The following is a 25333-nucleotide window of genomic DNA, read 5'->3' as shown; positions in this document are numbered from 1 at the left end:
ACGGTGACGATCGGGGGTGCGGCCAACCGTCCGTGCACGCTGGTCGTCTGCCGGGGCTGCTGCTGCGGCAACCCACGCAAGCACCCCGGGCACCGACCACTCCTGGCAGCTGGACCGGCTGCGCGCCGCGGCGGCCGAGCACGGCTTCCAGGTCCGCACGACGGACTGCCTCGGCCCCTGCGACCAGGCCAACGTCATCGTCGTCCAGCCCTCCGCCGCCGGACGCCGGGCCGGCGGCCGGGCGACCTGGATCGGCTTCGCCATGGACGACGACTGCACGGACGACGTGCTGCGCTGGGCGGCCGATGGCGGCCCCGGGGTGGCCAAGCCCCCGGCCACACTGGAACTGCAGTTCATCCGCCCACCGCGCGAGGCCCGGCTCCGTGCACGCCGGTGAGCCGATGCCTCCCGGCGACGCCGTGGGCGGCCGCGACATCATCGCGGCCGCCCACCTCGACGAGTCGACCGCCGTCTCCGTGGCCGCCACACTCCAGGCACTGGCCACACCCTCCCGCCTGTTGATCCTCACCGCCCTGCGTCAGTCCGCGTACTCGGTCACCGAACTCGCCACCGCTGTGGGGATGGAGCAGTCCGCGGTCTCCCACCAACTGCGATTGCTGCGCACCCTGGGGCTGGTCACCGGGCGACGCGACGGCCGCCGCATCGTCTACCGCCTCTACGACGACCACGTGGCACAACTCCTCGACCAGGCCGTCCACCACATCGAACACCTGCGGCTCGGCGTGCGGGTCTCCACCTCGGCAATGCACCCGTTCAGCTGCCCTGAGTCAGTCGCCCAGCCGGCCCGCACTGTCGCCGCGAACCGCAAGGGGCACGCGACCATCGGCGCCTGGCGCCGTCTCCATGGCTCTTCCCCGGCGGCCAGCCCGGACGGCCGATCAGCACCACACAGCTGACGCAGCGGCTGAACAACCTCGGCATCCGCCCCAACCAGGCCCGCAGCACCGCTCTCTTCCAGCTCGCCACCGAGATCCCCGCCGCGATCCTCGCCCGCACCCTGGGCATCCACACCGACATCGCCGTCGCCTGGCAACGTCTCTCCGCGGGCGACTGGGCCAACTACGCCGCGGAAGTCAGCCACCGCTACCCACCCGGGAGGCAACACGATGCACCGTGACAACCAACCAGCGAGTGAGCGACCTGCGATCTCACCGGAACGGGTTGCCGAAACGAAAGAGATCATCGACCGCGTCACGCGGTGGGCCGCAGGCCGCCACGACGTCGTCGGTCTCCTACTTGTCGGATCGTGCGCTCGCAATGCCGCACGGCCTGACTCCGACATCGACCTCGTCCTTCTCACGACTGACGAGTCCCAGTACTCCGACAACGCATGGGCCGTCGAGCTTGCCCTCGGCAAACTGGTCAGAACCCAATCGTGGGGACCGATCAGCGAACGACGCTTTGTCACAGCGTCAGGGCTGGAGGTCGAGATCAACATCGGGTCTCCCCACTGGGCACAGACGGGCCCGGTGGATCCTGGCACACGCCGAGTCGTCACCGACGGCGCCTGTCCCCTGCACGACCCGGGCACTGTCCTTGCGTCTTTGATCCGGGCCTGCCAATCGTGACGACCCCGGCGGCGAACGGCCGACTCAAGGGGCATTCGGACAGTTCCCATACCCGACGTCACCATTAGCCCGCAGCCGCGACGGAATCCACGACCTGCTCGACATCGAGACCGCCCGCGCCCCCGCCGACACACTCGCCACCCTGCACGCCGATCTCGATGCGGGCGTGGGCGTGTCGGGGCCGGCCGCGAGGCGGGCCATCCACGCCGCCGCACAGGCCCCGTCCTTCGCCGGCTCGATCCGCAGCACCCGCCAGGCCAGGGCCATCCTGCACAACCCCACCTTGGCCGTCCACCGACAACCCGCACACCTTCCTGATGTGCGTCTACAACCGCGACAAGGCCCTCTGCCACCGCCTCGGCACCAGCAACACTCTCACCCTGGATCGGTGCGTGTCCGCCTGCGCGAACATCGCCCGCACCAACCGACACGCTGCCCAGCTCAGGGCAGAGGCCGAGCACCTGGAGAAGCAGGCTGCCTCCGAGATGGTTACCGAACCGCTTGCCGATCGGTTTCGCCAACGTGCGGACACCCTGCGTGACCTCGCAGACCAGCACCACCACAACCGCATCGCCAACCAGGAGAAGACAACAACATGAGTCCGGCCCTCGACGAACGGGACCGCATCCGGGCCGCCATGGAGCGCATACTGGCTGGCGCCCCCGAGCGCTCGAACGGCGCCCTGACCATCGTTGCCCTGGCCACCGAGGCGGACGTCCCCCGCAACGCGCTCACCCAGCGCCATCTGGACTTGAAAAACGAGTTCTACGCCAAGGTGAAAGCGCGGGGCCAGCCGACCGACGCCGAAGTGCGGTTGCGCAGGCAGATCGTGAAACTCAAGGAACTCCGCGCCGCGGACCAGGAGGAACTCGCCGAACTGCGCGCCGACCGCGAAGCCCTCGTCCGCGTCGTCAACCAGCCGACCCTGGATAACCGGCAGATCCGCCAGCAGCTCACGGCCCCCGCCCCCCCGTCGTCCGCATCCTGCCCACCCAGCCCCGACCATCCGTCACCTGAGGATCGGGCAGCGCGCATCGCCGCCGTCAACCTATGGCTCCCCAATCGGTGAGGGCGGGCACAGCCCGCCCTCACACCAGCTTGGTTTCCCGGGCCGGAGCCTCAGCTCTTGGTCAGGGTGCGGCCGAGAAGGGGCAGCAAGCGGTCCCAGTGAAGCTGCAGTGCGGCGGGGTTGAAGGCATCGGTGTCCGACATGGTGAAGCCGTGGACGGTGCCGGAATAGATCTCGGAGGTGTAGCCGACACCCGCCGCGTCCAGGGCCTTGTTGAGTTCGCCGAGGGCCTCGGGCGTCAAGTCGCTCTCGGCGTGGCCGAAGTGGACATCGGCGGTGAGCTTGGAAAGGCTGTCGTGTCCGTCGACTCCCACGGGGCCGTGGAATGCGGCGAGGGCGGCTACCTGGCCGGGGTGGGCCGCGGCGGTGCGCGTCGCCAGGAGGCCACCGATGCAGTAGCCGGTCACCGCGACCGGCCCGGCGCTGACTTCGGGCTGAGCAGTGAGGAACCTGAGGTAGGCGTCGGCGTCGCTCAGGACACGTTCGGGGGTGTGCGCCTCGATCAAGGGCATCAGCTGGGCGAAGACTGCGGGCCGGGCCTCTTCTCCAATGTGCTCGGGAAGCTCGATCACCGGTGCCGGGCCGTGCCGGTAGAAGAGGTTGGGGACGAGCACGTAGTAGCCGTGCCCGGCCAGTTCGCGGGCCATTTCTCGCAGCACCGGCCGGATGCCGAAGCCGTCCGCGTACATCAGCACCCCTGGGTGCTGCTCGCCGTGGTCGGGGAAGGCGGCGAAAGCATCGGCCTGGCCGTCCGCGGTGGGGATCTGCAGCGTCTTGGTGGGCATGAATTCTCCTGTCGTGGTTGATGTGTCGAGCCTGTGATCAACACGACGGAGGCGGAGCCCGCGCAGCAGCGCAAGATCCTCGATCGAACAGCGGGCCCGCACTGGCCCGTACGGCGCTCAGAAGAGCACCGGGTCACCAATCCGTGTGTGGCGCGACGCCGTCCCGGTAGTCATGTCTGCAACATAGTCCACCGAGCAAAGCCGCCGCCAACACCCTCCAGTCCACATTGCAGTTCACGAGAATGATCTCGGCCAACACCTCGCTCCCGAACCCGGTCGACGCGCTGCCCGTGACACCAATACCGATCTCGCAGCTGCACGGTCCTCACCGCACTCGAAACACTCCCTAACTGGCCGTTCTCTATCCGTTCGTGCGCTCGGTCTGGTTCGAACGGGGTCCTGGATCGGGTGACTTGTTGGCTGGTGAGGCATAGAGGAAGGGCCTCTTGGTAGCTCGCGGTTGTCGAGTCCAACGAGAAACAAGAGGCCCTGTTGTCGAAGTGTCGCGTGGTCGTGGTTGCCGGGTCCAGTCCGTCCACTCCTAGGTGTGACTGTCTCGCCCATCGGTTCGGGAACGCGGCTGACCGGCCGGAGCGCCGACCTCGGTACGGCTCGGACATGAGCGATGCGGAGTGGGCACTGGTGCGGGATCTGCTGCCGGTGCCGGGATGGCTGGCGGGCCGGGGAGGCCGTCCGGAGGGCTACTGCCACCGGCAGATGATCGACGCGGTGCGTTATCTCGTCGACAACGGCATCAAGTGGCGGGCGATGCCGTCCGACTTCCCGCCCTGGCCGCGCGTTTATGCCTTCTTCGTCCGCTGGCGGGATGTGGGGCTGGTGGCCGAGCTGCATGAACGTCTGCGTGAGGCCGTCCGCCTGGCTGAGGGCCGCAGCCCGGAGCCGACCGCGGCGGTCGTGGACTCGCAGTCGGTGAAGGCGGACGCCACCGTCCCCCACGCCTCGCGTGGCTTCGACGCGGGCAAGAAGATCAACGGGCGCAAGCGCCACCTGCTCACCGACACCCTCGGACTCCTTCTGGCCGTGCAGGTCACGCCGGCGTCCACGACCGACCGGGACGCCGCCCGCAGCCTGCTACCCGCAGCGAAGGATCACTTCCGGCGGCTGATGCGGATCTGGGCCGACGGCGGTTACACCGGCCACCTCACCGACTGGACCACCCAGCACCTCGGAGTCGTCCTCGACATCGTCCGCCGCAGCGACGAGGTCCAGGGATTCCAGGTCCTGCCCCGCCGCTGGGTCGTCGAAAGATCCTTCGCCTGGCTCCTGCGCAGCCGGCGCCTGGTCCGTGACTACGAACGACGCACCGACACCAGCGAGGCCGTCATCCTGTGGTCGATGACCATGCTCATGAGCCGCCGCGTGGCCGCCCAGCCTCAGCACCGTCCTGCTCCGGCACGGGCAGCGTGAACCTGCCCGGCTTCTCCTCGACCAGCCAGCCCCGCTCCACCAGCCGCTTCAGCCGGGCCCTCGCTCCCTCGACGCGCGAGGCGGACGCGCTGTCCCAGCCCAGCACCACCGCTGCCCGCCGGGCACCGAGCCCATCGGCTCCCGCCTCCAGGGCGGCGGCCATCAACGCCTGGTAGTCCACCGACAACACCTCGACTCCGGCCGAGTCCAGGCGGTGAGGCACCGCCCGGCGTGGTCCCACCGGCTTGTTCTGCGACATGGCGGCCACGGCGGGAGCATCCTCCTCGGCAAGCGCCTCCAGGTACTGTTCCAGACCGATCACCCGATGCCGGAGCACCTCCTCCGCCTTCGCCAGAGCCGCCCGCAATTGCTCCAGCTCGGCTTCGAGTTCCTCCACTCGCACCGCCGCAGCCTTCTGCCGCGCTTCCAACACCGCCCGCATCGACGGCATCCGTCACCCCCATGACATCTCGGTCAGCAACGGAGCGAGCCTTCCGTGCCAGCCGCAATCTCATGCCTGACCAGCAGAAACCGCACATGGGGTTCGGAAAGAGAACGACCTCTAAGGGTCTGCCGATCATCAAGGTGTTGCTTCGGGGATGGGGTCTCGTTGATGCCGTATGCGTATCCCGGACGAGACTCGTGACCAACTTGCTGTGAAGTTCGCGGTGTTGTTCCCGCATCTGGACGAGCGGCAGCGGCGGTTGCTGACGGCCGCGGAGGCCCGGAGTCTGGGGCATGGCGGCATCCGAGCCGTGGCCCGGGCGGCCGGGGTGAGCGAGACAACAATCCGCAGGGGTATGTCCGACCTGAAGGCGGGCGAATCCCTGGTGGGGCGGGTGCGGCAGCCGGGCGGTGGGCGCAAACGCGTCGCGGATCTCGATCCCGGACTGCGGTCTGCGCTGTTGAGTCTGGTCGAGCCGGACGAGCGCGGGGATCCGATGTCGCCGTTGCGGTGGACGACCAAGTCGACCCGCACGCAGATCCGGTGTCCCTGGCGGGTCGGTGCCGACTCTGTCGCCGGCCTGCTGCGCCAGGGAGGGCTTCCGGCTCCAGGCCAACGCCAAGACGCTCGAAGGCCCTGCACCCCCAGCCGACCCCGGCCATCCCGGCAGCCCGCAGCAGCCGGCCACCGGCGCCGCAGTGGGACCCGGCCATGCTGTCCGATCCCGCACTGACCGGCCTGGCCCCGCACCAGCTGCAGCACCTCAGCGAAACCCTGGCCGCAAAAGGGGACACCCGCCGCGGCCGCCCGCCCCGGCTCACCTTCGCCGACCAGGTCCTGGCCACCGTGCTCCACCTGCGCGTCAACCTGGACGCGGAACCCCTCGCCGTGCTCTTCAGCAGCAGCCGCACTGCCATCACCGCACCCTGCTGAAGATCAGATGCCTGCTCGAAGTACAGGGCATCACCATCGCGCCGGCCACCACCCCACCAGCCGCCCTGGCAGCCCTTCAAGCCCAAGTCGCCACCCAAAGCAGCAATCCCAACAGCAAGATCAAGACGACAGGTTAATGATCGGAAGACCCTAAGACCGGTCCCGCCCGGCAGAAGCGGGTCAGGTTTCATGTCGCCAGCCCGTCGGCAGGGGCCGACCTCTCAGCAGTTCGCGAGCCAAGAGCTCTCCAGCAGACCGAGGTCCCTGCCGGTCGCTGGAAACACGAACGGCTGGGTGGTCGGGGACCCGCGCAGCGACATCCGCACGGCCTTCTGAGACCGCCCCCGCGCGCCTGACCGCCAGAGCTTCCTGGCATCGCGCCGGACCGCGGTGCTGCCTGCCCACGGTCGGCCCTGCCTCCTTCTACTCGTACGACCAGGGCCGGCCAGTGGCCTCGGCCGTCCTGCGGTGCTCCTCGACGGGGACCGGCCTCACGCCGGGCCTCGTCCGCTCCAGCAGCAGAAGTCCATCGAGGTGATCAACTTCGTGCGCGATGAGCCGCGCGTCGCCCCGCTCGTAGACCGCGCTCTCGATACTGCCCGCCGCTGTCAGCATTTCCACCGTGATCCGCAGGGGCCTGAAAACCTGAGCCCGTACGTCGAAAATGACAAAACAAGCCCCTGAAAGGGGCTCCCGCAATTCCGCGATGCTCATGGCCGGGTGAGGATGCGGGCTCGGAGGAGTTCGAACGAGGCCCTGCCGTACATGGCCCGCTTGAGCTTTTTTAGCCGAATTACATGTCCTTCGACGACCCCGGAGCTCCAGAGCAGGGTGAGGCCGACGGTCACTGCGTCGAAGTCCTGGCGGAGGAAACTGGCGAAGCCCTTCATGGGCTTCGGTGCGTCCTGCTCGGCTTGTCGGATCCACTCCAGCAGGAGGTATCCGCGCTGGTGGCGGACCATGTCGGCACACGCCCGGGCGAGGTCGCAGGCCCGGGTGATGTCCGGGCAGGCGAGCCGGATGTCTTCGTAGCGGTGGCGGGTGCGTTCGATGACCTGGGTGCGGGGCAGTTCCTGGGGCGGTAACAGCATCGGGGGCGGCTCCAGCACCTCGGTCACTGTCTCCTCCTCGGCACGTTTGCGCAGGCAGTCGCGGTGCTGGTGGCAGGTCTTCTCCACGGCGGCGGACAGGTTCTGCAACAGATGCCAGCGATCAGCGACTTCCAGGGCATGAGGGGCGGCTTCCTTGACCGCCTTGGTGTAGGCGGTGGCCCGGTCCCGGCAGATGATCTCGGCGCCGGGATGCTCGGTGAGCCAGGCGGCGAACGTTTCGGAGGTTCGGTCGGGCAGCACGTCCACGACCCGGCCGGCCTCGACGTCAACCAGCACGGTGCCGTAGGTGCAGCCCTTGCGGAAGGCGAACTCGTCCACCCCCATAACCCGCGGCGCTCGGTCCGGCACCGTCGGCGCCGTCGACAGCCTGAGCAGCCGGGTCCGGCCCGCGACCAGCCGCAGGCGGCGGCACAACCGCGCGGCCGGACGGCCGCCGAGCTCGATCGCGATCGACCGCAGCCAGCCTGTCAGCCCGGTGCTGGAGCGGCGGTGCCGCTCGGACAGTCCCTGCACCTGCTCGACGAACGTCTTGCGGGAACAGCTCTTCCGGTCACAGAAGTACCGGCGGACACTCAGCCGGACTATGACCCGGCGAGATCCCAACGGCCGCTCGTCCAGGGTGCGTTGCTACGTGCTGTGTATGCGCCTCGCCTGTTTCCGGCAGTCCGGGCACCGGCCAGGGCGAGCCGTGGACACCGCCTCCGCCACCAGGACGTCGGAGGAGTCGCTGATGCGCTGCACTCGTACATCGATCCCGGGAAACAGCACAGCCTCGACCGTCGTGCTCGCCATGCCGGGACATACTCTGCCGAAACGATCCCTCGCTCACTTCGTTGACCTGGGGATTCACGGAACTGCGGACAGAGCCTTGAAAACGGCCGGGGCCGCTCCTCGCCCCACTTGCTTGGTCCTTGAACTGTGCGAGGAGGATGGGGATCGAAGAGCGGTCCTTGATCACCAGAATGTAGATTTTGGTCATGACTGGTGACTGGCGGATGGACCGGATCGGGACTGCGCTGAGGGGCGAGAATCCGACCGTGCTGCGACGGCTGACGTCGGGGTTCGCGGTGATCGGGGACGTTCAGTTTCTGCCGGGCTACTCAGTTCTGCTCGTGGACGAACCGGGTGTGCAGCGGCTGTCGGACCTGCCGAGGGCGAAGCGGCTGTCGTTCCTGTCTGACATGGACCAACTCGGAGAAGCGGTCGAGCGTGCTTGTCGGCGGCTGGATCCGGCTTTCCGCCGGGTGAACCTGGAAATCCTGGGGAACACGGACCCGTTCCTGCATGCGCATGTCTGGCCGCGGTTCGAGTGGGAGCCGGCCGATGCGGTGGGTGCTCCGGTGTGGCTCTATCCGCGTGAACGGTGGAGCGACGAGCGGTTCAGGCTCGGTCCGCAGCATGACGTGCTGCGGGAGGCGATCGGCAGTGAACTCGACCAACTGTGCTCGGTGAACTGAGTGTTGTGGGCCCGCCGACCGTCAGGCCGGCGGGTCCGGTGATCGGTGACGGTCAGCCGTAGCTCACTGGAGGCGTCTGAGCGGGACGATGTCGGTGACGCGGTTGGTGATCGTGGGGCAGGCGGCTTCCTGGGTGGCGAGCAGGGCGACGATCGTGACGGGCTGGTCGCAGTGCGGGCAGTTCCGGACTGCCGTTGGTGCCAGTGGGTCGATGGGCCGGGGGCTGCCGACTGCCGGCCGGGCGGAAGGGCTCGGGGATGTTCGCCGAGACGTCGTGCTCGTTCTTCGTCGCGGGTCCGGTTGCGTTGCATTTCCGACTCGCGACGGCATTCGGGCGAGCAGTAGACCCGGCGGAGTCGGGGGTTGGCGGTGAAGACGCCGTCGCAGACCGGGCAGGTGTGTGTGCCGCCAGGTCGGCGGGAGCGCGTCGGTGGGCGGCGCTCTTGCAGCGGGGAGAGCAGTAGATCTGTCTCGGGCTCGGCATGAACTCGCCCTCGCAGACTGGACAGTTGGCGGGCGCGGGGTTGAGCTGTTCGTTGGGGTCAGGAGACACGTGCGTTGACTCCCTTGCGCATGGCGTCGGCCTGGTTCTGGTGGCCGCGGAGCCGGTAGGAGGGTCCGTCGATGCCCGCGACTGCGGCTCGGTGCAGGAGCCGGTCGAGCATGGCGGCGGCGACGGTGGCGTCGCCGAAGGCTCCGGCCCAGTCGGCGATTCCGACGTTCTTGGCCAGGTAATCGAGGTGTGGTCGGCGGGAGGTTTTGCCAAACGGTCGACCAACGATCGTCCCTGCTCAGATAGCTTCCCGGCATCCGTTGAATGTGATGGTCGGGCTGCTTGGGCCGTAGTGCGAGCAGCCCGCTGGGAGGCATGTGATGAGTTCGATCAACGTCGTGGAGACAGCGGCCGCGCTGCCGGCTGCCTGGAGCTCCTGCTGCTTGGGACAGGTCGGGGCGACCTGTGTGAAAGTCCTGCGTATGGACAGCGGCCCGGTCCAGGAAGAGGCCCACGGGGCTGATGAGGTACTGCTGGTGCTTGACGGGCGGCTGGAACTGCTGGTGGAGGGCGCCGAGGTCGCCGTGGAGACAGGCGGGATGTACCGGGTGCCGGCAGGCGCGCTACACGCTGTCCGCCCCGGTAGTCATGGCACGTTGGTGATCGTGGAGGAGTCGGCGTGAAGGTACTCAGGCGGCCCTGGCCGGGTATTCGGTCCATGACCGGATCGGTGAGTCGAAGGCGAAGTTCGTCTTCGGTTCCGCGTGGGCGTTGCGCCAGCGGACCTAGGCGGCGATGGCCGCGTTCTGCTCCTCGTGGCTGCGGTGGTCGGTGCCGTTGAGCGCGAAGTAGCGCAGCGCCGCGAGCTCGGCCTCGATCCAGTTCAGCCAGGAGCCGTAGGTCGGCAGGAAGACCAGCTCGACGTCGTTGTCGGCGGCCCAGTCGCGGACCTTGGTGTGCTTGTGTGGCGAGAAGTTGTCCAGCACCACATACAGCTTCTGACCGGGCCAGCGGGCGCGCAGACCCTTGAGCAGGCCGAGGAACTCCCGTCACCGCTTGCGCGGGCGGATGCGGTAGTACAGCTTGCCGGTGGCCAAATCGAGGGCGGCGAGCATGTGTCTCACGCCGCCGTAGCGGTTGTAGGTGGCCCGCAGCCGGCGCGGACGCCTCACCGGTCCCCACGCCTTGCCCTTGCGGGGCATCAGGTTCAGCGGCCCGAACTCGTCGCAGGTCTGACGATCGTCGCAGGCCGACCGTGTTCACGGCGTCCGGGAGACCGGTCAGGCCGTCGCAGACCAGCATCAGGACATCGGCCGCGCCGCGGTTCTTGATCTCGGGTCAGGACCTGGAGCCAGTACTTCTCGGCCTCCCCGCCGTCGCCGATCCACAGACCCAGGATGTCCCGGTGTCCCTCGGCGTGACCGCGACCGCCTTGCAGACGGGCCGGTTGGTGACCACGCAGTCGATGAAGACGACCGGGTAGACGCTGTCAGCGGACGGTTCTGCCATTCGGTCATGCCGGCCATCACGCTGTCGGTGATCGGGGAGATCGTGGACTTGGAGACCTCCGCGCCGTACACCTCGGCGAGATGCGCGGAGATTTCCCCGCGCGTGAGCCCTTTCGCCGACAGCGACAGGACCATCTCGTCCACGCCGCCCAGACGCCGCTGGCGCTTCTTGACCAGCTGCGGCTCGAACGACCCTGCCCGGTCCCGCGGCACCGCGATCGCGACCGGCCCCGCCTCGGTGAGCACCGTCTTGGACCGGTGCCCGTTGCGGTAGTTCTCCCGGCCGCCCTCGGCCCGCTCACCGGGCTCGTGGCCCAGATGATCAGTGAGCTCGCCCTCCAGCGCGGACTCCAGCACCCGCTTCGTCAGCTGCTGCAGCAGGCCGCCTCCCCCGGTGAGCTTCACCCCACCGGGGGAGGGCCCGGGCCACCAGCTCGGCAACCAGCCCGTCATCCACGGCGCCCGTCCCGCCCACAGCGGCCTCCCCGGCCCCGATGTCACTTGTCACGTCAGTCATCAACTGTCGCTTCCAGTTCGGGAGTTACACCGCTCACCGTCCAGACCCAGGACAGGCGTGCCCCTCCGCCCGGTGCTCCATCCACACCGCCACGTCGCATACCCGCAGCGCACTCACCGTCTCCGGCACCCCCGCGACCTGGCGCAGCTCCAGCAGTTGGCGGTGCAAAGCAGCGTCGTCCTCACGCAGCGCGGTGTGGAGGGCGAGCCAGAAGGACGGCGGCCGGCCGACGGCACAGCGGACGACGCGGTCGTAGACCGGGAGCAACCGCGGACGCTTACGCGCCAGAATCTTCCCCGCGATCACCCATCCGACATCGGGCTGGTCGCGCAGGAGATGCCAGGCCTGGTCCGCCGGCGAGCCGTCGGACACGACATCCGCTTCGGCATCAGCCATATCGATGTCCCTGGGTATGGCCTGCAGCAGGCCGGACAGCCGCGCGCCGAGCGGGCCCTCCAGAATGTCCAGCGCGACAGGCGCCGGAACGGTGACCGACAGGGTCTGCACCGCGACCAGGTCCTCCGCCGTGATGCGGTCGGCGGCCTCCGGCCGGTCTCCCCCACCCGCCAGATGCTCGAACCGACTGCCGGTGAAAGGCACCCCGCCGGGCGGCATGCCTATGCCGAAGTAACGCCGCAGGTCACCGACAACACGCTCTGCACTCAGCAGTACGCGCAACCGCTGCCCCAACGGCGACAACGACGTTCCAGTGGAAGAGATCACACAAACCCATTCTTCATAAGGCGAGCAGTGCCCTGCATCCCCGCCGCCCATCTCCGGCCGGAGGAGCGTGGAAGCTCCCCCCTGGTGCAGGGTGTACAGCCCGGCTCACTCAGCGGAAGGGACCGTCGGTCGCGAAGGCGTGGGCTGCAAAGCGCATGCCCATTCGACGGTATGCGGCGGCGGTGGGGTGAATGCCGTCGGCCAGGTCATCTGCCTCGTCCGGGCCGAGCAGCTCGCGTCCGTCGAGATAGTGGAGGTGGGGATCGGACGCTTGTCGTGCCGCAGCGATCCGGGCCAGCTCGGCACGGACCACCGCCAGCGACAATGCCCCGCCGGCCACATCGGCCGGGTCTCCCAGGGCAGCGAGCCTGCCGTCCGGGCCGGTCGCGGTCGGACCGGGGGCCTCCTCCAGGGCCGGACAGCTCACCGGAGAGATCAACAGCAGCGGGGTGTCCGGGTGTCCATCCCGGATCGTGTCCAGGAATCCGTGTACCGCCGGGCCGAACGTCCGCAGCCGGAAGGCGGACAGGCTCACGATGTTGATGCCCACCTTGAGGCTGATCAGGTCGGCGGGCGTATCGCGGATCGTCCGGGCGACATAGGGATCCAGCAGCGCGTTGCCCGCTTGGCTGAGGTTCATCACTTCCACCCCTCCGAGCGCAGCTGCCACCACCGGCCAGGTCCCGGTCGGGCCGTCGGCCTCGATGCAGTGGCTGATGGAACTGCCGTGGTGCACCCAGCGGCGCCGCCCGTCCGGCAGTGGTGCGAGTACGTCGCCGTCAGCGCGCAGTGCTACCAGTTCCGTTGGGGTCTGCTGTGGCAGCCACAACTCGACGTTCTTCATGCCGGCCGGCAGCCCGGCGAACCGTACGGTTGCTGGCTCGCCCGGGATGAGTCGCTGGACGGCCCCGGGGCCCGCCATCCGCAGCACGTTGCCCACCGGCGCCTGCTGACGCCCGACCAAGGCGCCGTCCACCATCAACTCCAGCATCCCGGTCGGCCGAGGGTGGGGGTCGGAGTCAAGCTGACCGGTGGAGGTGAGTACCTCGAATTCCAATGCGCGCGCATCGGTGCGGAACACCAGCCGCACCCCCGAGGGCATCACGGTCACCCCGTAGACCGACGGATCCTGGTACTGCTCCTTGGTCCACGCGGGCAACCGGCGCGGCATCACCCCTGCCTGTGTGGTCTCCAGGTCCAGCGCACCCCGTAACTCCACCGGTCCGCCCACCAGCGGAACCGCCCGCAGCACCACCGTCACCGCTCCTGCACCAGGTCAATGTGGTCCGGAGATGACATCAGCCCGGTGCCTGCACGGCTCATCGACGCCCGCCGAACTCCCAGTCGTGGACCTCGATGTCCGCGTACCGGTCCGCAGTCAGAACGGCTCGTGCCGTCTCCGGATCCGGGGCCCTGAGCAGCACTGCCGTACCCAGCCAGGTGTCGCCGTCGTCGGACAGCAACGGCCCGTACGCGACCAGTTCGTCCCGGTCGAACGGCAGGACAAGATCGGCGGCCGGACCCTCGCCGAGACCGAGCACCAGGTACCGGTTGCCACCGGTTGGGCCACCGGGGAAATCCCACATGGTGCGCCCCAGCACGTTGCGCCACCGGCGCAGCAGCACATCCCGGTACGCGCCGGCCTGGTAGTTGGGCTCGTCGAAGGCGAACGCGCGGGCAGCGGCGGGATCGGGCAGATCGACGATGTGCACGCTGCCGGTGGGTGTTTCACCATCATCAGCGAAGGTCGGGCCGCGAGCGATCAGTTCCTTCGCGTAACGGTCCATGTAGGACCAGTGCTCTTCCAGCAACTCCTCGCGTAACGCGAGAGAGCCGGGCCGGTCACGGTGGTAGCAGAAGAACTCCATGACCACAGACCCTTCCCCACCAAGGGCACCGTCTCAACTGGCTTTTGACAACGATGACCCCGCGCTCCGAACGAGGCAGCCTTGGCGGGGAAGACAAGTCCGGGCACATCCCGTGCATACAGCTGGGTTACCGGGACCATCGCGACCGGGCTCCGGCCCTACGGGCGCGTCGAGCGGCTTGTAGTGGTCCGGTTCGGCGCGCATCGGCCAGGGCTCGTCGGCCGGCCACCACAGCAACGGCCCGCCGACGGAACTGCCCCGGGCCCGGCTGCCCGGCCCGGGGGTGGAGGAGGGTGACCTCGCGCGCCGTACCGATCAGCTCCGGAAAGAGGGCCTCGACATCGATGGGAAGCGGAGCCAGCGGCCTGGGCCCGGGCGGCTGGGCCTGGGCGGTGTCCTGCTGCGCGCACCCTGACGGCATGGCGTCTCCTGCTGCTTGTGGTCGTGACGCCGCCGGCCCCAGCCCCCGCCCCGCCTCCCGTTGCACCCCGTTCAGCCGGTCAGCGACAGGCCCGCCACATGCCGACGCTAACCGGGTTTCGTATCCCAGAGCCCGTCCTATGACGGCACTCCGACCATGACGAACACGTACGGCACGTGGACTGCCAGATCAGCGACATGTCGTACACGACGGCATTCGGTTTCCGCGCCGATCGACGACGCGGGGAGCCGGTCCGCGGCGCCCAGGTCGTCGTCGGAGACGGTCTACGAACCGGAGGTCGGCCGCCACGTACCGCCGGACCGCGTCTGGTCGGCGTGGCTGTGCGGCGACCACCTCGTCTCCGAGCGGCGCGAAGTCCTGAGCCAGTTCGCCAACGGCATCGACGCGGCCGGCCGCCGTGTCCACCGCGCGTTCCTCGCGGCGGTGCGGGTGCTCGGGGAGGCGTAGATATCTCCGGCGAGCGGGGTGTGGAGGTCGTCTGCTTCGCCGACACCCGCGGCTCCGGCAGGTCACCTTTATGGACTCCAGCGGTATCGACATCCTCATCGCCGCGCACCAGGCCGTCACCGCAGCAGGCGGCTGGCTACGTCTGGCCGGCTCCGCCGAATCCGTGCTGCGCACCCTGCAGCTCGTCGGCGTCGACGCAGTTGCCGACTGCCACGAACCCCTCCGCCAAGCACTCAGCAAATGACCGGCCCGGGCTGGCCATGCACTGAACGACCGGCTTCAGTGCTGATGGTGCTCGCGCTTGGAGAGGTAGAGGGGACTGAGCCGGCGCCAGTAGCCGTGCACGAGGTCTTCGGCCTCCTGCACCGCCCGCTGAGCGCAGGACGCGTCCGTCGGCATGTGCTGCTCGGCTCGGGCCGCGGTGGAGTCGGCGCGTCGGGCATCCCTCGGCGCCGTCCAGCGCGAGGCACGGCGGGATACCGCAGCAGTGCGCGGCCTGCCGCTTCGGCGCGTCAGGCACCATCGCGCGAGCAGTATCGCCGCCACCGCCGACAATGCGCTGGCGGCGTAGACCTCATGAGCGGCCATTGGCTCCTCCTGCCGGACACCCGTACGGACCATGCCGGGTTCGTGTGCCCTGGTATCGCATCGTCAACGCCACCGCATGGCCAAGAAGCCCTCACATGCCCATGTCGGGTCGCGGTGGGCCAAGGCCGGCCGGTGGCTCCTGTCCGCCATGGCAACATGGTGTGCCGTTTCAGCTCGACGTTTAACCTCAGGGGCAGTTCGCGCTTACCGTAGGCGCGTGAACGATATCGACACCGAAACACTTGGGTGGGAGCTCATTGGCTGGGACCGCAACGAGCAAGCCGCCCATGTCACTGGCCTGACCCGAGTCGAGATCCTGAGTATCAGGGACCTGTTCCCCGGGCGCGACGACGACTTTCTTGAGACCGCGGTCTACGAGGTTCCGCCCGCGCTGTACTCGGCAATGCGGAGTGCCATCCCGCACCTGGAGTTCTGTGAGGGGTTGGAGTACCAGATCGGTGGTTTCCGCCTGTCGGTCTGAGCTTGCCGATCCGCCAATGCGTCGGGGCTTCGTGCCGACGTTGTGGTGTGCGGGTCGGGTGTAGGACTCGCCGGTGGTGAGGACGCGTCCGACGTCGCAGCGAGTGACGGTCCGCCGGTTCTTCGAGCCTGGCAGGCGGCCGGGGCCGGGCCGGGCGGGTTTCGGTGCACCGGCCGGAGAGCCCGTCTTCGTGCGCAGGTTTCTGAACCCTCTGCGAACGCGGGCGGGTGTGAGTCTGTTCGGCTCGGTCGGCTTATGACAGGGTCTGCGGAGGTCGGTGGCCAGCGGGCGTGCCAGCCGGAGCTGGGCGTAGTCGGCGATCACGAGCCAGGTCCACCGGTCGGCCGCTTCCGAGCTACGGAGCCGGGGCTTGGTCCAGCCGAGGGTCTGCTTGAACAGACGGAATGTGTGCTCGATGTCGAAGCGGCGGAGGAAGGACTGCCAGCAGCGGTCGACGTCTGCTTCTGTGGCGCGGGTGCGCGACCGCCACAGCCCAACCGGCTTGTTGAGCCCGCCGCTGGGCAGCTTCTGAACGACCAGGCGGATGACGGTGCCCTCGATGATGGGCAGCGGCCCGTCGTGGTCGAGCCATGCGGCCCGGCGGGTCAGCCGCGGGTGCAGCCGGTCCCATGCCTGCGCGGTGGCCTTCCCGTAGAAGCGGGTGTCCGTGGCCGTCTCGGCCTGTTCGGGGCCCCAGGTTGCGGGGGCGCCGAAGACGAACTCGCCGCCGTGTTCGGGCGGTCGGCCGCCCTTGGGGTTTGGCCAGGTGGAACTGTTCGCGGGAGGGTGTCGGACGCCGCATCACGCGATCGGACCGGAGCCGGCCGAGCATCTCGACGGGTAGGCCGTCCAGCAGGTGGGCGATGCGCGGGGCGTCGTATCCGGCGTCCAGCACGACCAGGACCTCCGGGTCGCCCGGCTTCCACTGGCCAGCGGCGACCAGCCGCTCGACGACCCCACGGATCTGCATGGTGGTCACCGCGGCGACGTCGGCGCCGGGCTTCAGGCGGACCGCGTCCAGCACCGCCGTCCAGGACGTGCGGCCACTCTCCAACGCAGCCACCACCGAGTACGGCCAGCCGGGTACCATCTGATGTTTGCCCTCGCCCGGCCGAACGTGTGGCAAAAGGCCCGGTCAGCACAGGTGTTGGCGTCCGGTCGCCGCCACGGCGAGACATCCACTGCCAGCACGAGTCGACCGTCTGCCGCCCGCGGCAACGGCACCCCGGCCAGGGCACGACGCAGCCGTGCGACGTCGATCCGGCCCTGGTTGAGCCCGCCGTACAGAGCCCCGTGCCCACGGCGGTGTTCGGGCGCGAGCGCGACGATCCGGTGGCGCAGCAGCTGGCGCAGGGCAGGGCTGCTGTGTTCTGTCTCGCGCGGAGACGGGGCTGTGGGCGGGGCTTGCATGTGGCCTCATCCTGCGGCGGCGGGCGGTGCCGGGCATGGCCCGCCGCCGGGTTCCACCTCAGACGGGAGCGTCGCGGTCCTCGCCCGCCGGACGTTGATCCTTTTCGCGACGTCGTAGCCGCGCGAGTCCCGCCCGATCGTCTCGGCGGCCTTCACGGACTGCGAGTCGATGACGGTGGCGACCGCGCCGGGAGATCGGCCCATGTCACGGCGGATGCGCTTGCGGAGCTGGTCGCGGATCTGCCCGATGACGCCGGCCGCCGCCCAGCGGGCCATGAAGCCGTATGCCGTCCGTCAGGGCGGGAAGTCCTTCGGCAGGGCCCTGCCCAGCCCTCGGCTCGCGGTAGCGGTGGGAGCGCAGGAGCCCCGTCGGGGCAGGGTGACCGAATGAGTCCCCTGGCCCGACGGAGCTCGGTCGGCCGGACGGCGGGTTACCGGCGCCCGGCAGGGGCCGGTGCCGTGTGCGGCGCTCCCCGGCTCAGCCGAAGTTCACGTCGCTGCACCACATGTAGGCCTGGTCGAGGTGCGAGGCCTGCCAGATCACGAACAGGATGTGGTGTCCGGTGTAGCCGGAGGTCTGGACGGGGAACGTGATGTTCTGCGCCGGGGCGAAGCGGCCGGTCTGCGTGATGAAGTCGAGGTTGCTCCAGCCCAGGGTCTGCGTCTTGGGGTTGAAGCCCTGCTTGCTCACGTACACCTTGAAGTAGTCGGCACCGTGGGACGCCTGGTCGTACAGCTGGACCGAGAAGTTGTTGCCGACGGTGGTGGTCTTCCACTGCCCGGGCTTGTTCAGGCTGGCGTTCCTCGAGAGGTTGTTGCTGCAGAGCGTCCCGTCGGGGGTCCGCGCCTGGAACTGGCCACCGAGGCCGTCGCGGAGCGCGCTCATCCAGTTCCACATGGTGTCGGGGTTGGCCTGGAAGGCCTGCCAACACATGGGGTCTTGGGTCTGCATGGCCGGGTTCGTGTGGTTGCTGCCCCACGTCTTCCAGCACTGGTACGCGCGGGTGGCGGGGCCGACGACGGTGCCGTGAGCCTGGGCGGGGGCCGACCAGGTGAGCGCGCCTACAACCACGGCGAACAGCATGACGAACGCCTGGAGAGGCCGGCGGAGGGGCGACAAACGCCCGGCTAACGGACTCTGTTTGCGCATGGTGGGGGGACTCCTTCCAGTTGCAGACTGTCATGGGAGCGCTCCCAAGCGTAGGTATTCCGAGTGAGATGTCAATGAAACAAACGGAGTTGATTACAGAGATGGGCGGCCAGCAGGAATATCTGCCGTGAGCCGGGAGTCAGAACCGCCTGGAGTGGTGTGCGGGGCGATGCCAGGGAGGGGCGTTCGCAGCATGGCAACGGGACCTGGTTCTGGCGTGAGGGCTGTCCAGTTCGAGGTTCCCCCGGCGTGCGGGAGGTGTTGATCAGCTGGTCAGGGCGGGGTGACGGGGTTTCACGTTCGTTCGTTCGGCCGTTGCCGGGTCGGCGTAGCGCTTCTCCTCGAATTCGATCGGCTGAGGTAGCCGAGCCGCTTCTGAATGCGCTCTTGACGATCATCCACGGGTTCTCCGTGAGGGCCTTGTCGTAACTGCCCCCGGCCGAACCCATGGATGCTGCAACTCCCGCTCCCAGTAGTCAGGGTGTCTGCTTCGCGGATGTGTATGGGCAGCCGTGGTCGCGTGGTGGATCAGTTTTTGTCTCCTCCCCCGGCCAGTGCGACCCGGTGTCCCCCGGAGCGCAGCTCCATGACCTGGGCCATGGCGCCAACGTTGGTACAGCACAGCACCGCGTCGGGTCGGGTGACGGGGCCGAGTTCGGTGCGCACGGTGTCGGCGCCGGTGAGACGGATGGGGGCGTCGGCCAGGTGCAGCCAGCGGTTGGCTTCCTCGGCGAGCCGGGGGCCGAAGCGGAAGGACTGCGACAGGGCGAGCTGGGTGCCGCCGAAGCCGGTCATGACATCTTTGGCGCCGCGCCAGTGGTAGATGGCCTGGGCGGAGTCGCCGGCCATGACCAGTTGGGCGTGGTCACGTTGGGCGAGGAAGATCTGTTCGACGACGGGGTTGGTGTCCAGGGCCTCGTCCAGGAGCAGGAAGTCGGCGTCGATCTTCGGCGTTCTCGCAGCAGCACGTACCAGCAATCACTGAACATGCCCACCGCTCACCGCAGATGACACAACCTGATCACCGCAACCCTCTACCTGAAAATTCCCAGCTCACCCCCCACCCGCCACGGCACCACACCCCAACTCACACACGCTCAGGACATCCACTCCGTCGGACCTGTCCCCCACACCGGACTGACAAGCGCAGATCAGCCCATCGACCACTGATCTTGAGACACCACTCCTGGACAGCCGCACTGCGGGAGCTGGGCATGGGGTGGGCGTAGCCTGGCGCGGCATGGGGTGACTCTGGCCCTTCTGGACGGCCTGGGCCCGCTGCCCGACGACATCACCGTGCACCTGGACGCCGGCTACGACTCGGGCAAGAGGCGCACCACCCTTGACGAACGCGGACTGCACGGCCGGATCGCACACAAGGGCGAGAAGGCTCTCGTCCAGACCACCGGGCGCCGGCAGGTAGAGCGCACCCACGCCCGGCAGAAGGCCTTCCATCGACTCGCACGCTGCTACGAACGCCGGCTCGGCGTCATCAACGCCTTCTGCGACCTCACGGATGCCGTCGTCACCGTGCGTAGCCTCATGCGCCGCGCCTGGACCGCCCACCGCTGGGACGACCGCCCCAACCGGCGACCATGACCCCACACCCATCCGCGCGAGTTTCACCAGCTCCAGCGAAGCACCAAGTAAGAACGGGCTCTGCCCCATGAGCTACCAGAGCCTGGCGGCCGTCGGCTGCGGTGGGTTACGGCATTGCCGCGAATGCCTCCCGGTGGTCGCGTGCCCACTGCTCGAACGTGCCCGCCGACCGGCCGAGCACCTGCGGCACGTGGTCGGTGACGTAGGCCGCGCCGCCGGCGCGCGCCCAGCGGATGCCAGTGACCATCCCGGCCGGCAACTGATCGAGCGCGCTCGTGTCGGTGATCTTGACCGGGCGTTCCAGCACGCCCTCCAGGATCGCCGCCTGGTCTGCGAACGTCAGCAGCTCTGGCCCGGTCAGGTCGTACCGCTGCCCGTCGTGCGCATCGCTGGTCATGGCGGCGACGGCGACCGCAGCCACGTCCCTCGGGTCGATGATGGCCTGCCGGGAGTCGCCGGCCAGGTTCGGGATCGGCTCTCCGGCCTGGATCAGCGCCCGGTACCACAGGAAGTTCGAGGCGAAGCTCGGCGGGCGAAGCATCGTCCACACCAACCCGCTTGCCTCGATCGCCTCCTCCGCGGCGAGGTGCCACGCGCCGACGGTCGCCCCGTCGAACCGCTCGCCGCTGCCGATGGCGGACAGCTTGATGATCTTACGGACGCCTGCCGCCCGCGCGGCCGTGACCAGGGCGATGTCGTGGTCCGCGGTCGGTACGGGGGGCACTGTGACGAGGAAGACCGTGTCGATGTCGGACACCGCGCGCGCCAGCGACGCCGGGTCGTCGAAGTCGGCCCGCACCCCGCCGGGCCGCTCGCGCCGGGACATCGCCCGGAACGGTAGGCCCCGCTCGGTGAGCAGACGGACGACGTGACTACCGATGGTGCCGGTGGCACCGGTAACAAGGATCATGTCCCGACGATGACAGCGCTCTCACACCTCGTGATAGGAAGTTTCGGCACTATCGTGGGCCGCGTGAGTTCTCTCGTCGTGCCGCCTGCCCTTCTGCGGTGGGTTGCCGGGATCGATGTCGCTACGGCGAGTGCTTCGGCGGCGGTCGATGTGCCCGATCACGCCACCACACTTCTTCTGCGCACTGACAAGCGCGAGCTGATCGTCATGGGCCCCCGCACCCGGGCCGCCTATCACGTCGCCGTGCCCGGCCACTCGTGCGTGCGGGTTCGTATGCGGCCGGGGCGTGCCCAAGCCCTGCTCGGCCGTTCGCTGCGTGATTTCGCCGACCGGGCTGTGCCGCTGCGCGAACTACCGGGCCTGGACGTCGACCAGTTCGCCGCCGACCCGGTCGCCGCTCTCGAAAAAGCATTGGCTGACCGCCCGGAGCCGTCAGGGCGGCTTGGTGAGGCGGCACGTCTACTTGTCGGCGCCAATGTCGCCACGACCGCGGCCCGGTTACACATGAGTGAGCGCCGCCTGCACACCTTGTTCACCGACGGCACCGGCTTGTCCCCCAAGCACTTCGCACGCATCGACCGTGTTCGCACCGTGCTCGCGGCCGATGCGGGCCGGTGGGCGGACATCGCCGCGGCGGCCGGCTACTACGACCAGTCCCACATGACGGCAGAGTTCCGCCACTTCATGGGTGTCCCACCGGCCGCGTTCACCGCGGGGCGGCGCCCCACCGCGACGTTGTGCACTGCCTGAGTTCCAAGACCGGCGAAGACACAGGTCTACCCCACAGCTCCAAAGCCGTGTACTCCTGAGGCCTGGTTTCCGCGTCGGAGCGCTCAGCTCCTGGTCAGGGTGCGGCCGAGAAGGGGCAGCAGACGGTCCCAGTGACGCTGCAGCGCGACGGGGCTGAAGGCATCGGTGTCAGACAGGGTGAACCGTGGACGGTGCCGGGATGGGGCCACCGACGAAACGCACTGATCAGGCCCCACAAGTCCGACTCGTAGATCTTTTCCCGCGCTGTTGGCGCAGATGTCCCGCGAGGCAGATCAGGGGCTTCAAGGACCCGAGGGTCCAGCGCGCGCAAGACGTCCGTCCCCAGTAACCGGAGCGCCTGTTGATCCGGAATCGCGCCGCCGGTGGTGTTCTCCTCGATGGAGGGGGGTCCGGACTCACGATCGGCAAGGCGTCCGAGGAGATGTCCGACCACGCCTGTGGCCGGCCACGGCCCAGACCGCCTTCGAGCGTGGGGGTTCGCTGGTGCGGGGGCGGCTACGGGTCCGGTTACGGCTGGTCGCGTCGTTCCCCGCGCCCCTGACTCGGCGTTGTTCCCGCCGTCTCCGAAGAGAAGCCCTCGCGCAGCTGCAACGGTGCCATGCCGTGCCAGCGGCGGACAGCCCGGCGCAGGGCGCGTTCGTCGGAGAAGCCCGCCTGGCGGGTCACCTCGCGGAGGGTGAGGTGAGGGCGGTGTAGGAGCTGTTCGACGCGCTCACGGCGGACGCCCTCGACGATCGCCTCGTAGGAGGTGCCGCAGTCGGCCAGGCGGCGGCGCAACGTCCGCTCGCTCGACGCGTGTCTGCGGGCCTGCTCGGAGAAGGAGGGGACGACCGGGAGGCTCTGCGCGACGGAGATCTCCAGGACCTCCAGCAGGTCCTGCTGACGACGGCGGGAGGCCATCTGCCCTTCGAGGAGTTCGAGGGTCGAGGCGTAGGTGACCGGATCGCGGCCCGGCATCGGCCGGTTGATCCATGCCTGCGGTACCACCAGCCGGTTGCGGGAGGCGCCGAAGTGCAGGGGGCAGCGGAAGAGGTCGCGGAAGGGCTGGACGTCGCGCGGGGCGGCGAAGGCGAAGTGGACCTCCTGGGGTGCGAGGCCGGCGTCGGCGGCGAGGCGGCCCAGGGTGACGACGCTCGAGAACGCCTCCTCGACAAGGAAGACGGCGACGTTCGGGTCGACCACCGAGTCCGGGAGGTCGGCTCGGACCACGTAGTCGGAGCCCTCCCGGCCCGCCGACCAGACCGTCATTGCCCCGGACACGTTCTGGAAGCGTACTCCCGCCTCGATGGCGGCCTGGAGGGTGTCGCTGGCGAGCATGGCGAAGCCCAGCAGCCCCCAGGCGGTGAGGTGCTGCGCCGCTCCGACCCGCAGGCCCAGGTTCTCGTCCCCGGTGAGTTCGACAGCGCGCCGGATGACGGCACTGCCCTGGCGGTAGGAGACGCGCAGGGCCGCCGAGCGCATCAGGGTCTCGGTGAGACCGACCTGGGCCAGTTCCGGCTGCAGGTCGACTCCGTACTCCTCGGTGATCTGGACCAGGTAGCGCAAAATGTTCGGGGAGATCGTCGCCGACGTGCTGCGAGTGGTGCCGTTCTCCGGACGGGTTGCCTCGGTCATGACTTCTCTCCAGGGCCGTACTGGCGACCACTTTAGGCATCTGCGTCCGGTTTCGGCCGCGCTAGCGGGTACGGATCCAGACGGTCTTCTCCCTGGTCCACTGCGCGAAGGCGTCGGTGGACCGCTCCGCCCCGCCGAATCCGGACTGTTTCCAGCCACCGAAGGGGGCGGTGATGTCGCCCTCGCTGTAGGAGTTGACGGAGACCACTCCGGCCTGGATGCCGCGGGCGAGGCGGAAGGCGGTGTCGAGGTCATGGGTCCACAACGAGGCGGCAAGGCCGTAAGGGGTGGCGTTCGCCGTCCGGATCGCCTCCTGCTCGCAGGCGAAGGTCTGGACGGTGACCACGGGGCCCCGAACAGTTCCTCGGTGAGGACCCGGCTGCCGTCGGGGGCGCCGACGACGACGGTGGGCGGGTAGTAAGCCCCGTGCGGGTGCAGGCCCGCCGGCAACCCGGCGGTGTGAGCCACGGCACCGGCCGCGACCGCCTCGTCCACGGCGCGGGCGACCCGGTCTCGCGCCGCAGTGCTGATCAGCGGTCCCATGCGGGTGTCCGGCTTGGCGGGGTCGCCGATGACCAGGGCACCGGCGGCGGCCGTGAACCGTGCGACGACCTGGGCGGCGATGTCCTCGTGGACCAGGATCCGGGAGCCGGCCGTGCAGTTCTGGCCCATCGTCAGGAACGCGGCCGCGATCATGTCGTCGATGAGGTCGACGCCGAACTCGAGCGCGTCCGGCATCAGCACCTGGGGGCTCTTGCCGCCCATCTCCAGGGAGACCCGCTTGAAGTTGGTCTCCGCGGCGTCGGCCAGGATCCGCCGTCCGGTCGCCGTCGAGCCGGTGAACGACAGCGCGCCGATCCCGGGGTGGCGGGCGAGCGCCCGGCCGGTTTCCGCGCCGTAGCCGGGCAGCACGGCGAGGGTGCCGTCCGGCAGTCCCGCCTCCGTCGCCAGCCGGGCCACGTGGAGGGCCGAGCGCGGGGTCGCCTCGGCGGGCTTGAGCAGCAGGCTGTTGCCCGCGGCGAGGGCGGGCCCGATCTTCCAGGCGGCCATGGCGAGCGGGTAGTTCCAGGGGAGGACTGCGGCGACCGCTCCGACGGGTTCCCGGCTCATCAGACCCAGGTGGTCGTGGCTGGTGGGGGCGGTGCGGCCGAAGACCTTGTCGGCCGCCTCCGCGAACCAGCGGATCGACTCGATCGCGCCCGGCACATCGCCGGTACGGCACTCCGTGATGGGTTTGCCCGCGTCCTCGCAGTCCAGGCGGGCCAGGATCTCGGCGTCGCGCTCCATCAGTTCGGCGAGGCGCAACAGGACCGCGGCCCGCTCGCGGGGCGGCCGAGCCGCCCACTACCCCAACGTTGGGTCGTGGAGCGCGCGTTCGCCCACCTGCACTGGTTCCGCCGCCTGCGGATCCGCTGGGAGATCCGCGACGACATCCACGAAGCCTTCCTCAGCCTCGCTTGCAGCATCATCTGCTGGCGACGACTGAAGAAGCTACGGCCCCGTTAACTGTCGTTGTCCTGGGCGGCCCTGAAGCCTCGATCCTGGATCACCGGGAAGACGTGCTGTGTGGTGGCAATCCAGGCATCGATCTCGGCATGGGACGACCTGATGGCGCTGATCAGCGCCTCGATCACGTCCAGTTTCGGCTTACCGACGTTCCGTCTGAGCTCGTCCATCGACACCTCTTGGTACGACATGAGCAGCTGCCACCAGAACCGCATGAGGAAGCGGCATTCCTGCGGGTCACGGTCGTCTGCGAGGCGATCATGAATGACCCTCTGGACGCGCCGCCGCTGCTCGTCATCACGAAAGCCGTTGTTGAGGTCCGTCAGGGTCACGTCCGGACACTAGCAACCGCGTTCGCTCACGGCCCCGGCGTGGGCCTCAAGACCACGTAAGGCATTCCATAGGAGTTTTAAGCCGAGGCACGATAGTTGTCACCATCGGCGTCCGTTGACCTGCGATGTCGACCGGACGAAGCAGCCTGGTTGTCA

At 68.8% G+C, this 25333-nt stretch carries 26 protein-coding genes and 12 pseudogenes; 16 read left to right on the top strand and 22 right to left on the bottom strand.

From position 1 onward, the window contains the following. Nucleotides 1-9 precede the first annotated feature (9 nt). The 5 genes and pseudogenes from ALMP_RS37215 to ALMP_RS37195 all read left to right on the top strand — a co-directional run bounded on the left by ALMP_RS37215 (nucleotide 10) and on the right by ALMP_RS37195 (nucleotide 2658). Nucleotides 10-397 (top strand): annotated as a pseudogene (locus tag ALMP_RS37215) ((2Fe-2S) ferredoxin domain-containing protein). A 4-nt stretch (nucleotides 398-401) separates the two neighbouring features. Continuing rightward, nucleotides 402-749, top strand: a pseudogene (locus ALMP_RS37210) (ArsR/SmtB family transcription factor); the annotation flags it as partial. A gap of 378 nt (nucleotides 750-1127) precedes the next feature. Beyond that, complete coding sequence (locus tag ALMP_RS37205; protein ID WP_264936389.1) at nucleotides 1128-1589, top strand: nucleotidyltransferase domain-containing protein; 462 nt, start codon at nucleotides 1128-1130, stop codon at nucleotides 1587-1589. A gap of 317 nt (nucleotides 1590-1906) precedes the next feature. Continuing rightward, nucleotides 1907-2188, top strand: coding sequence for a hypothetical protein (locus tag ALMP_RS37200; RefSeq protein ID WP_264936388.1), 282 nt, complete (start codon nucleotides 1907-1909; stop codon nucleotides 2186-2188). After that, entirely contained in the window at nucleotides 2185-2658 is a 474-nt protein-coding gene (locus tag ALMP_RS37195; RefSeq protein WP_264936387.1) for a hypothetical protein, read from the top strand. The genes ALMP_RS37200 and ALMP_RS37195 overlap by 4 nt, the downstream gene beginning before the upstream one ends. 50 nt (nucleotides 2659-2708) lie before the next feature. Here ALMP_RS37195 and ALMP_RS37190 read toward each other — a convergent pair whose 3' ends face one another. Continuing rightward, entirely contained in the window at nucleotides 2709-3443 is a 735-nt protein-coding gene (locus tag ALMP_RS37190) for a dienelactone hydrolase family protein (protein WP_264936386.1), read from the bottom strand. Nucleotides 3444-4061: 618 nt separating this feature from the next. Between ALMP_RS37190 and ALMP_RS37185 the strand changes: the two genes are divergently transcribed. After that, the gene (locus ALMP_RS37185; protein WP_264936385.1) at nucleotides 4062-4871 is read left to right on the top strand and encodes an IS5 family transposase; all 810 of its coding nucleotides are present in this window, start codon (nucleotides 4062-4064) and stop codon (nucleotides 4869-4871) included. Here ALMP_RS37185 and ALMP_RS37180 read toward each other — a convergent pair. Beyond that, on the bottom strand, nucleotides 4810-5322 hold the full coding sequence (locus tag ALMP_RS37180; protein ID WP_264936384.1) for a hypothetical protein: 513 nt from the start codon (nucleotides 5320-5322) through the stop codon (nucleotides 4810-4812). The two genes, ALMP_RS37185 and ALMP_RS37180, sit on opposite strands and share 62 nt — an antisense overlap. Before the next feature lie 169 nt (nucleotides 5323-5491). Between ALMP_RS37180 and ALMP_RS37175 the strand changes: the two are divergent. Then, a pseudogene (locus ALMP_RS37175) lies at nucleotides 5492-5963 on the top strand (ISAzo13 family transposase); the annotation flags it as partial. 64 nt (nucleotides 5964-6027) lie between these two features. After that, nucleotides 6028-6249 (top strand): transposase family protein, encoded by a 222-nt coding sequence (locus tag ALMP_RS37170; protein WP_264936494.1) that lies wholly within the window; start codon nucleotides 6028-6030, stop codon nucleotides 6247-6249. Nucleotides 6250-6672: 423 nt separating this feature from the next. On the opposite strand, the gene ALMP_RS37165 is transcribed toward ALMP_RS37170, so the two are convergent. Both ALMP_RS37165 and ALMP_RS37160 read right to left on the bottom strand, forming a co-directional pair. Beyond that, nucleotides 6673-6963 (bottom strand): peptide deformylase, encoded by a 291-nt coding sequence (locus ALMP_RS37165; RefSeq protein ID WP_264936383.1) that lies wholly within the window; start codon nucleotides 6961-6963, stop codon nucleotides 6673-6675. Beyond that, nucleotides 6960-7979 (bottom strand): ISL3 family transposase, encoded by a 1020-nt coding sequence (locus ALMP_RS37160; protein ID WP_264936482.1) that lies wholly within the window; start codon nucleotides 7977-7979, stop codon nucleotides 6960-6962. Before ALMP_RS37160 ends, ALMP_RS37165 begins: the two co-directional genes overlap by 4 nt. Nucleotides 7980-8338: 359 nt before the next feature. On the opposite strand from ALMP_RS37160, the gene ALMP_RS37155 reads away from it, so the two are divergent. Then, the gene (locus ALMP_RS37155) at nucleotides 8339-8818 is read left to right on the top strand and encodes a diadenosine tetraphosphate hydrolase (protein WP_264936382.1); all 480 of its coding nucleotides are present in this window, start codon (nucleotides 8339-8341) and stop codon (nucleotides 8816-8818) included. Between the two features lie 542 nt (nucleotides 8819-9360). Here the strand turns inward: ALMP_RS37155 and ALMP_RS37150 are convergent. Next, nucleotides 9361-9549 (bottom strand): ATP-binding protein, encoded by a 189-nt coding sequence (locus tag ALMP_RS37150; RefSeq protein ID WP_309299590.1) that lies wholly within the window; start codon nucleotides 9547-9549, stop codon nucleotides 9361-9363. Nucleotides 9550-9691: 142 nt separating this feature from the next. On the opposite strand from ALMP_RS37150, the gene ALMP_RS37145 reads away from it, so the two are divergent. After that, nucleotides 9692-9994: a cupin domain-containing protein gene (locus tag ALMP_RS37145; protein ID WP_264936381.1), complete on the top strand. Its 303-nt coding sequence runs from the start codon at nucleotides 9692-9694 to the stop codon at nucleotides 9992-9994. Between the two features lie 102 nt (nucleotides 9995-10096). Here the strand turns inward: ALMP_RS37145 and ALMP_RS37140 are convergent, their stop codons facing one another. The 6 genes and pseudogenes from ALMP_RS37140 to ALMP_RS37115 form a co-directional block, all read right to left on the bottom strand. Beyond that, nucleotides 10097-10333, bottom strand: coding sequence for a transposase (locus ALMP_RS37140; RefSeq protein WP_264936481.1), 237 nt, complete (start codon nucleotides 10331-10333; stop codon nucleotides 10097-10099). Nucleotides 10334-10360: 27 nt separating this feature from the next. After that, nucleotides 10361-10513, bottom strand: coding sequence for a hypothetical protein (locus ALMP_RS37135; RefSeq protein ID WP_264936380.1), 153 nt, complete (start codon nucleotides 10511-10513; stop codon nucleotides 10361-10363). Between the two features lie 49 nt (nucleotides 10514-10562). Beyond that, nucleotides 10563-11336 (bottom strand): annotated as a pseudogene (locus tag ALMP_RS37130) (IS256 family transposase); the annotation flags it as partial. A gap of 33 nt (nucleotides 11337-11369) precedes the next feature. Further along, nucleotides 11370-12059: a DUF6308 family protein gene (locus ALMP_RS37125; RefSeq protein ID WP_264936379.1), complete on the bottom strand. Its 690-nt coding sequence runs from the start codon at nucleotides 12057-12059 to the stop codon at nucleotides 11370-11372. Between the two features lie 109 nt (nucleotides 12060-12168). Continuing rightward, nucleotides 12169-13320 carry a GDSL-type esterase/lipase family protein gene (locus tag ALMP_RS37120; RefSeq protein ID WP_264936378.1) on the bottom strand — a complete coding sequence of 384 codons (1152 nt, stop codon included), beginning with the start codon at nucleotides 13318-13320 and terminating at the stop codon, nucleotides 12169-12171. 58 nt (nucleotides 13321-13378) lie between these two features. Next, nucleotides 13379-13927 carry a YciI family protein gene (locus tag ALMP_RS37115; protein ID WP_264936377.1) on the bottom strand — a complete coding sequence of 183 codons (549 nt, stop codon included), beginning with the start codon at nucleotides 13925-13927 and terminating at the stop codon, nucleotides 13379-13381. Nucleotides 13928-14633: 706 nt separating this feature from the next. Between ALMP_RS37115 and ALMP_RS37110 the strand changes: the two are divergent. Both ALMP_RS37110 and ALMP_RS37105 read left to right on the top strand, forming a co-directional pair. After that, nucleotides 14634-14872 (top strand): annotated as a pseudogene (locus tag ALMP_RS37110) (hypothetical protein); the annotation flags it as partial. A 14-nt stretch (nucleotides 14873-14886) separates the two neighbouring features. Next, on the top strand, nucleotides 14887-15060 hold the full coding sequence (locus ALMP_RS37105) for an STAS domain-containing protein (RefSeq protein ID WP_309299585.1): 174 nt from the start codon (nucleotides 14887-14889) through the stop codon (nucleotides 15058-15060). A gap of 35 nt (nucleotides 15061-15095) precedes the next feature. Here ALMP_RS37105 and ALMP_RS37100 read toward each other — a convergent pair whose 3' ends face one another. Continuing rightward, nucleotides 15096-15404, bottom strand: coding sequence for a hypothetical protein (locus tag ALMP_RS37100; protein ID WP_264936376.1), 309 nt, complete (start codon nucleotides 15402-15404; stop codon nucleotides 15096-15098). 217 nt (nucleotides 15405-15621) lie between these two features. Between ALMP_RS37100 and ALMP_RS37095 the strand changes: the two genes are divergently transcribed. Continuing rightward, nucleotides 15622-15885, top strand: coding sequence for a hypothetical protein (locus tag ALMP_RS37095; RefSeq protein ID WP_264936493.1), 264 nt, complete (start codon nucleotides 15622-15624; stop codon nucleotides 15883-15885). Between the two features lie 57 nt (nucleotides 15886-15942). Here ALMP_RS37095 and ALMP_RS37090 read toward each other — a convergent pair. The 4 genes and pseudogenes from ALMP_RS37090 to ALMP_RS37075 all read right to left on the bottom strand — a co-directional run. Then, nucleotides 15943-17211: pseudogene (locus ALMP_RS37090) on the bottom strand (NF041680 family putative transposase); the annotation flags it as partial. A 168-nt stretch (nucleotides 17212-17379) separates the two neighbouring features. After that, nucleotides 17380-17619, bottom strand: a pseudogene (locus ALMP_RS37085) (IS5/IS1182 family transposase); the annotation flags it as partial. Nucleotides 17620-17773: 154 nt separating this feature from the next. After that, nucleotides 17774-18379, bottom strand: a complete 606-nt coding sequence (locus ALMP_RS37080) for a lytic polysaccharide monooxygenase (protein WP_264936375.1) — start codon at nucleotides 18377-18379, stop codon at nucleotides 17774-17776. 603 nt (nucleotides 18380-18982) lie between these two features. Further along, nucleotides 18983-19396 (bottom strand): annotated as a pseudogene (locus ALMP_RS37075) (UvrD-helicase domain-containing protein); the annotation flags it as partial. Between the two features lie 297 nt (nucleotides 19397-19693). On the opposite strand from ALMP_RS37075, the pseudogene ALMP_RS37070 reads away from it, so the two are divergent. Next, nucleotides 19694-20044 (top strand): annotated as a pseudogene (locus ALMP_RS37070) (IS5/IS1182 family transposase); the annotation flags it as partial. A gap of 106 nt (nucleotides 20045-20150) precedes the next feature. Here ALMP_RS37070 and ALMP_RS37065 read toward each other — a convergent pair. Next, entirely contained in the window at nucleotides 20151-20954 is an 804-nt protein-coding gene (locus tag ALMP_RS37065) for an NAD(P)H-binding protein (RefSeq protein WP_264936374.1), read from the bottom strand. 63 nt (nucleotides 20955-21017) lie between these two features. On the opposite strand from ALMP_RS37065, the gene ALMP_RS37060 reads away from it, so the two are divergent. Further along, nucleotides 21018-21704: an AraC family transcriptional regulator gene (locus tag ALMP_RS37060; protein WP_264936373.1), complete on the top strand. Its 687-nt coding sequence runs from the start codon at nucleotides 21018-21020 to the stop codon at nucleotides 21702-21704. Nucleotides 21705-21787: 83 nt separating this feature from the next. Here ALMP_RS37060 and ALMP_RS37055 read toward each other — a convergent pair. The 4 genes and pseudogenes from ALMP_RS37055 to ALMP_RS37045 form a co-directional block, all read right to left on the bottom strand. After that, nucleotides 21788-21906, bottom strand: a pseudogene (locus ALMP_RS37055) (dienelactone hydrolase family protein); the annotation flags it as partial. Nucleotides 21907-22232: 326 nt separating this feature from the next. Next, nucleotides 22233-23339 (bottom strand): AraC family transcriptional regulator, encoded by a 1107-nt coding sequence (locus tag ALMP_RS37050; protein ID WP_264936372.1) that lies wholly within the window; start codon nucleotides 23337-23339, stop codon nucleotides 22233-22235. 61 nt (nucleotides 23340-23400) lie between these two features. Continuing rightward, nucleotides 23401-23685: an aldehyde dehydrogenase family protein gene (locus tag ALMP_RS44565; protein ID WP_375803598.1), complete on the bottom strand. Its 285-nt coding sequence runs from the start codon at nucleotides 23683-23685 to the stop codon at nucleotides 23401-23403. Nucleotides 23686-23753: 68 nt separating this feature from the next. Next, nucleotides 23754-24626, bottom strand: a pseudogene (locus ALMP_RS37045) (aldehyde dehydrogenase family protein); the annotation flags it as partial. Between the two features lie 66 nt (nucleotides 24627-24692). On the opposite strand from ALMP_RS37045, the pseudogene ALMP_RS37040 reads away from it, so the two are divergent. Further along, a pseudogene (locus ALMP_RS37040) lies at nucleotides 24693-24845 on the top strand (IS5/IS1182 family transposase); the annotation flags it as partial. On the opposite strand, the gene ALMP_RS37035 reads toward ALMP_RS37040, so the two are convergent. After that, nucleotides 24842-25177 carry a hypothetical protein gene (locus ALMP_RS37035; RefSeq protein WP_264936371.1) on the bottom strand — a complete coding sequence of 112 codons (336 nt, stop codon included), beginning with the start codon at nucleotides 25175-25177 and terminating at the stop codon, nucleotides 24842-24844. The pseudogene ALMP_RS37040 and the gene ALMP_RS37035 overlap by 4 nt on opposite strands. Nucleotides 25178-25333: the final 156 nt, after the last annotated feature.

It is taken from the genome of Streptomyces sp. A012304 (assembly GCF_026008495.1).
Classification (GTDB): domain Bacteria; phylum Actinomycetota; class Actinomycetes; order Streptomycetales; family Streptomycetaceae; genus Streptomyces.
Note: the sequence above shows the minus strand (reverse complement) of the source record. Positions and strands in the feature narration are given on the sequence as shown.

Coding starts and splice junctions, on each gene's coding strand:
- ALMP_RS37205 (WP_264936389.1), top strand. CDS start 1,128: ATGCACCGTGACAACCAACCAGCGAGTGAGCGACCTGCGATCTCACCG.
- ALMP_RS37200 (WP_264936388.1), top strand. CDS start 1,907: ATGTGCGTCTACAACCGCGACAAGGCCCTCTGCCACCGCCTCGGCACC.
- ALMP_RS37195 (WP_264936387.1), top strand. CDS start 2,185: ATGAGTCCGGCCCTCGACGAACGGGACCGCATCCGGGCCGCCATGGAG.
- ALMP_RS37190 (WP_264936386.1), bottom strand. CDS start 3,443: ATGCCCACCAAGACGCTGCAGATCCCCACCGCGGACGGCCAGGCCGAT.
- ALMP_RS37185 (WP_264936385.1), top strand. CDS start 4,062: ATGAGCGATGCGGAGTGGGCACTGGTGCGGGATCTGCTGCCGGTGCCG.
- ALMP_RS37180 (WP_264936384.1), bottom strand. CDS start 5,322: ATGCCGTCGATGCGGGCGGTGTTGGAAGCGCGGCAGAAGGCTGCGGCG.
- ALMP_RS37170 (WP_264936494.1), top strand. CDS start 6,028: ATGCTGTCCGATCCCGCACTGACCGGCCTGGCCCCGCACCAGCTGCAG.
- ALMP_RS37165 (WP_264936383.1), bottom strand. CDS start 6,963: ATGAGCATCGCGGAATTGCGGGAGCCCCTTTCAGGGGCTTGTTTTGTC.
- ALMP_RS37155 (WP_264936382.1), top strand. CDS start 8,339: ATGACTGGTGACTGGCGGATGGACCGGATCGGGACTGCGCTGAGGGGC.
- ALMP_RS37145 (WP_264936381.1), top strand. CDS start 9,692: ATGAGTTCGATCAACGTCGTGGAGACAGCGGCCGCGCTGCCGGCTGCC.
- ALMP_RS37135 (WP_264936380.1), bottom strand. CDS start 10,513: ATGCCCCGCAAGGGCAAGGCGTGGGGACCGGTGAGGCGTCCGCGCCGG.
- ALMP_RS37115 (WP_264936377.1), bottom strand. CDS start 13,927: ATGGAGTTCTTCTGCTACCACCGTGACCGGCCCGGCTCTCTCGCGTTA.
- ALMP_RS37105 (WP_309299585.1), top strand. CDS start 14,887: ATGGACTCCAGCGGTATCGACATCCTCATCGCCGCGCACCAGGCCGTC.
- ALMP_RS37100 (WP_264936376.1), bottom strand. CDS start 15,404: ATGGCCGCTCATGAGGTCTACGCCGCCAGCGCATTGTCGGCGGTGGCG.
- ALMP_RS37080 (WP_264936375.1), bottom strand. CDS start 18,379: ATGCTGTTCGCCGTGGTTGTAGGCGCGCTCACCTGGTCGGCCCCCGCC.
- ALMP_RS37065 (WP_264936374.1), bottom strand. CDS start 20,954: ATGATCCTTGTTACCGGTGCCACCGGCACCATCGGTAGTCACGTCGTC.
- ALMP_RS37050 (WP_264936372.1), bottom strand. CDS start 23,339: ATGACCGAGGCAACCCGTCCGGAGAACGGCACCACTCGCAGCACGTCG.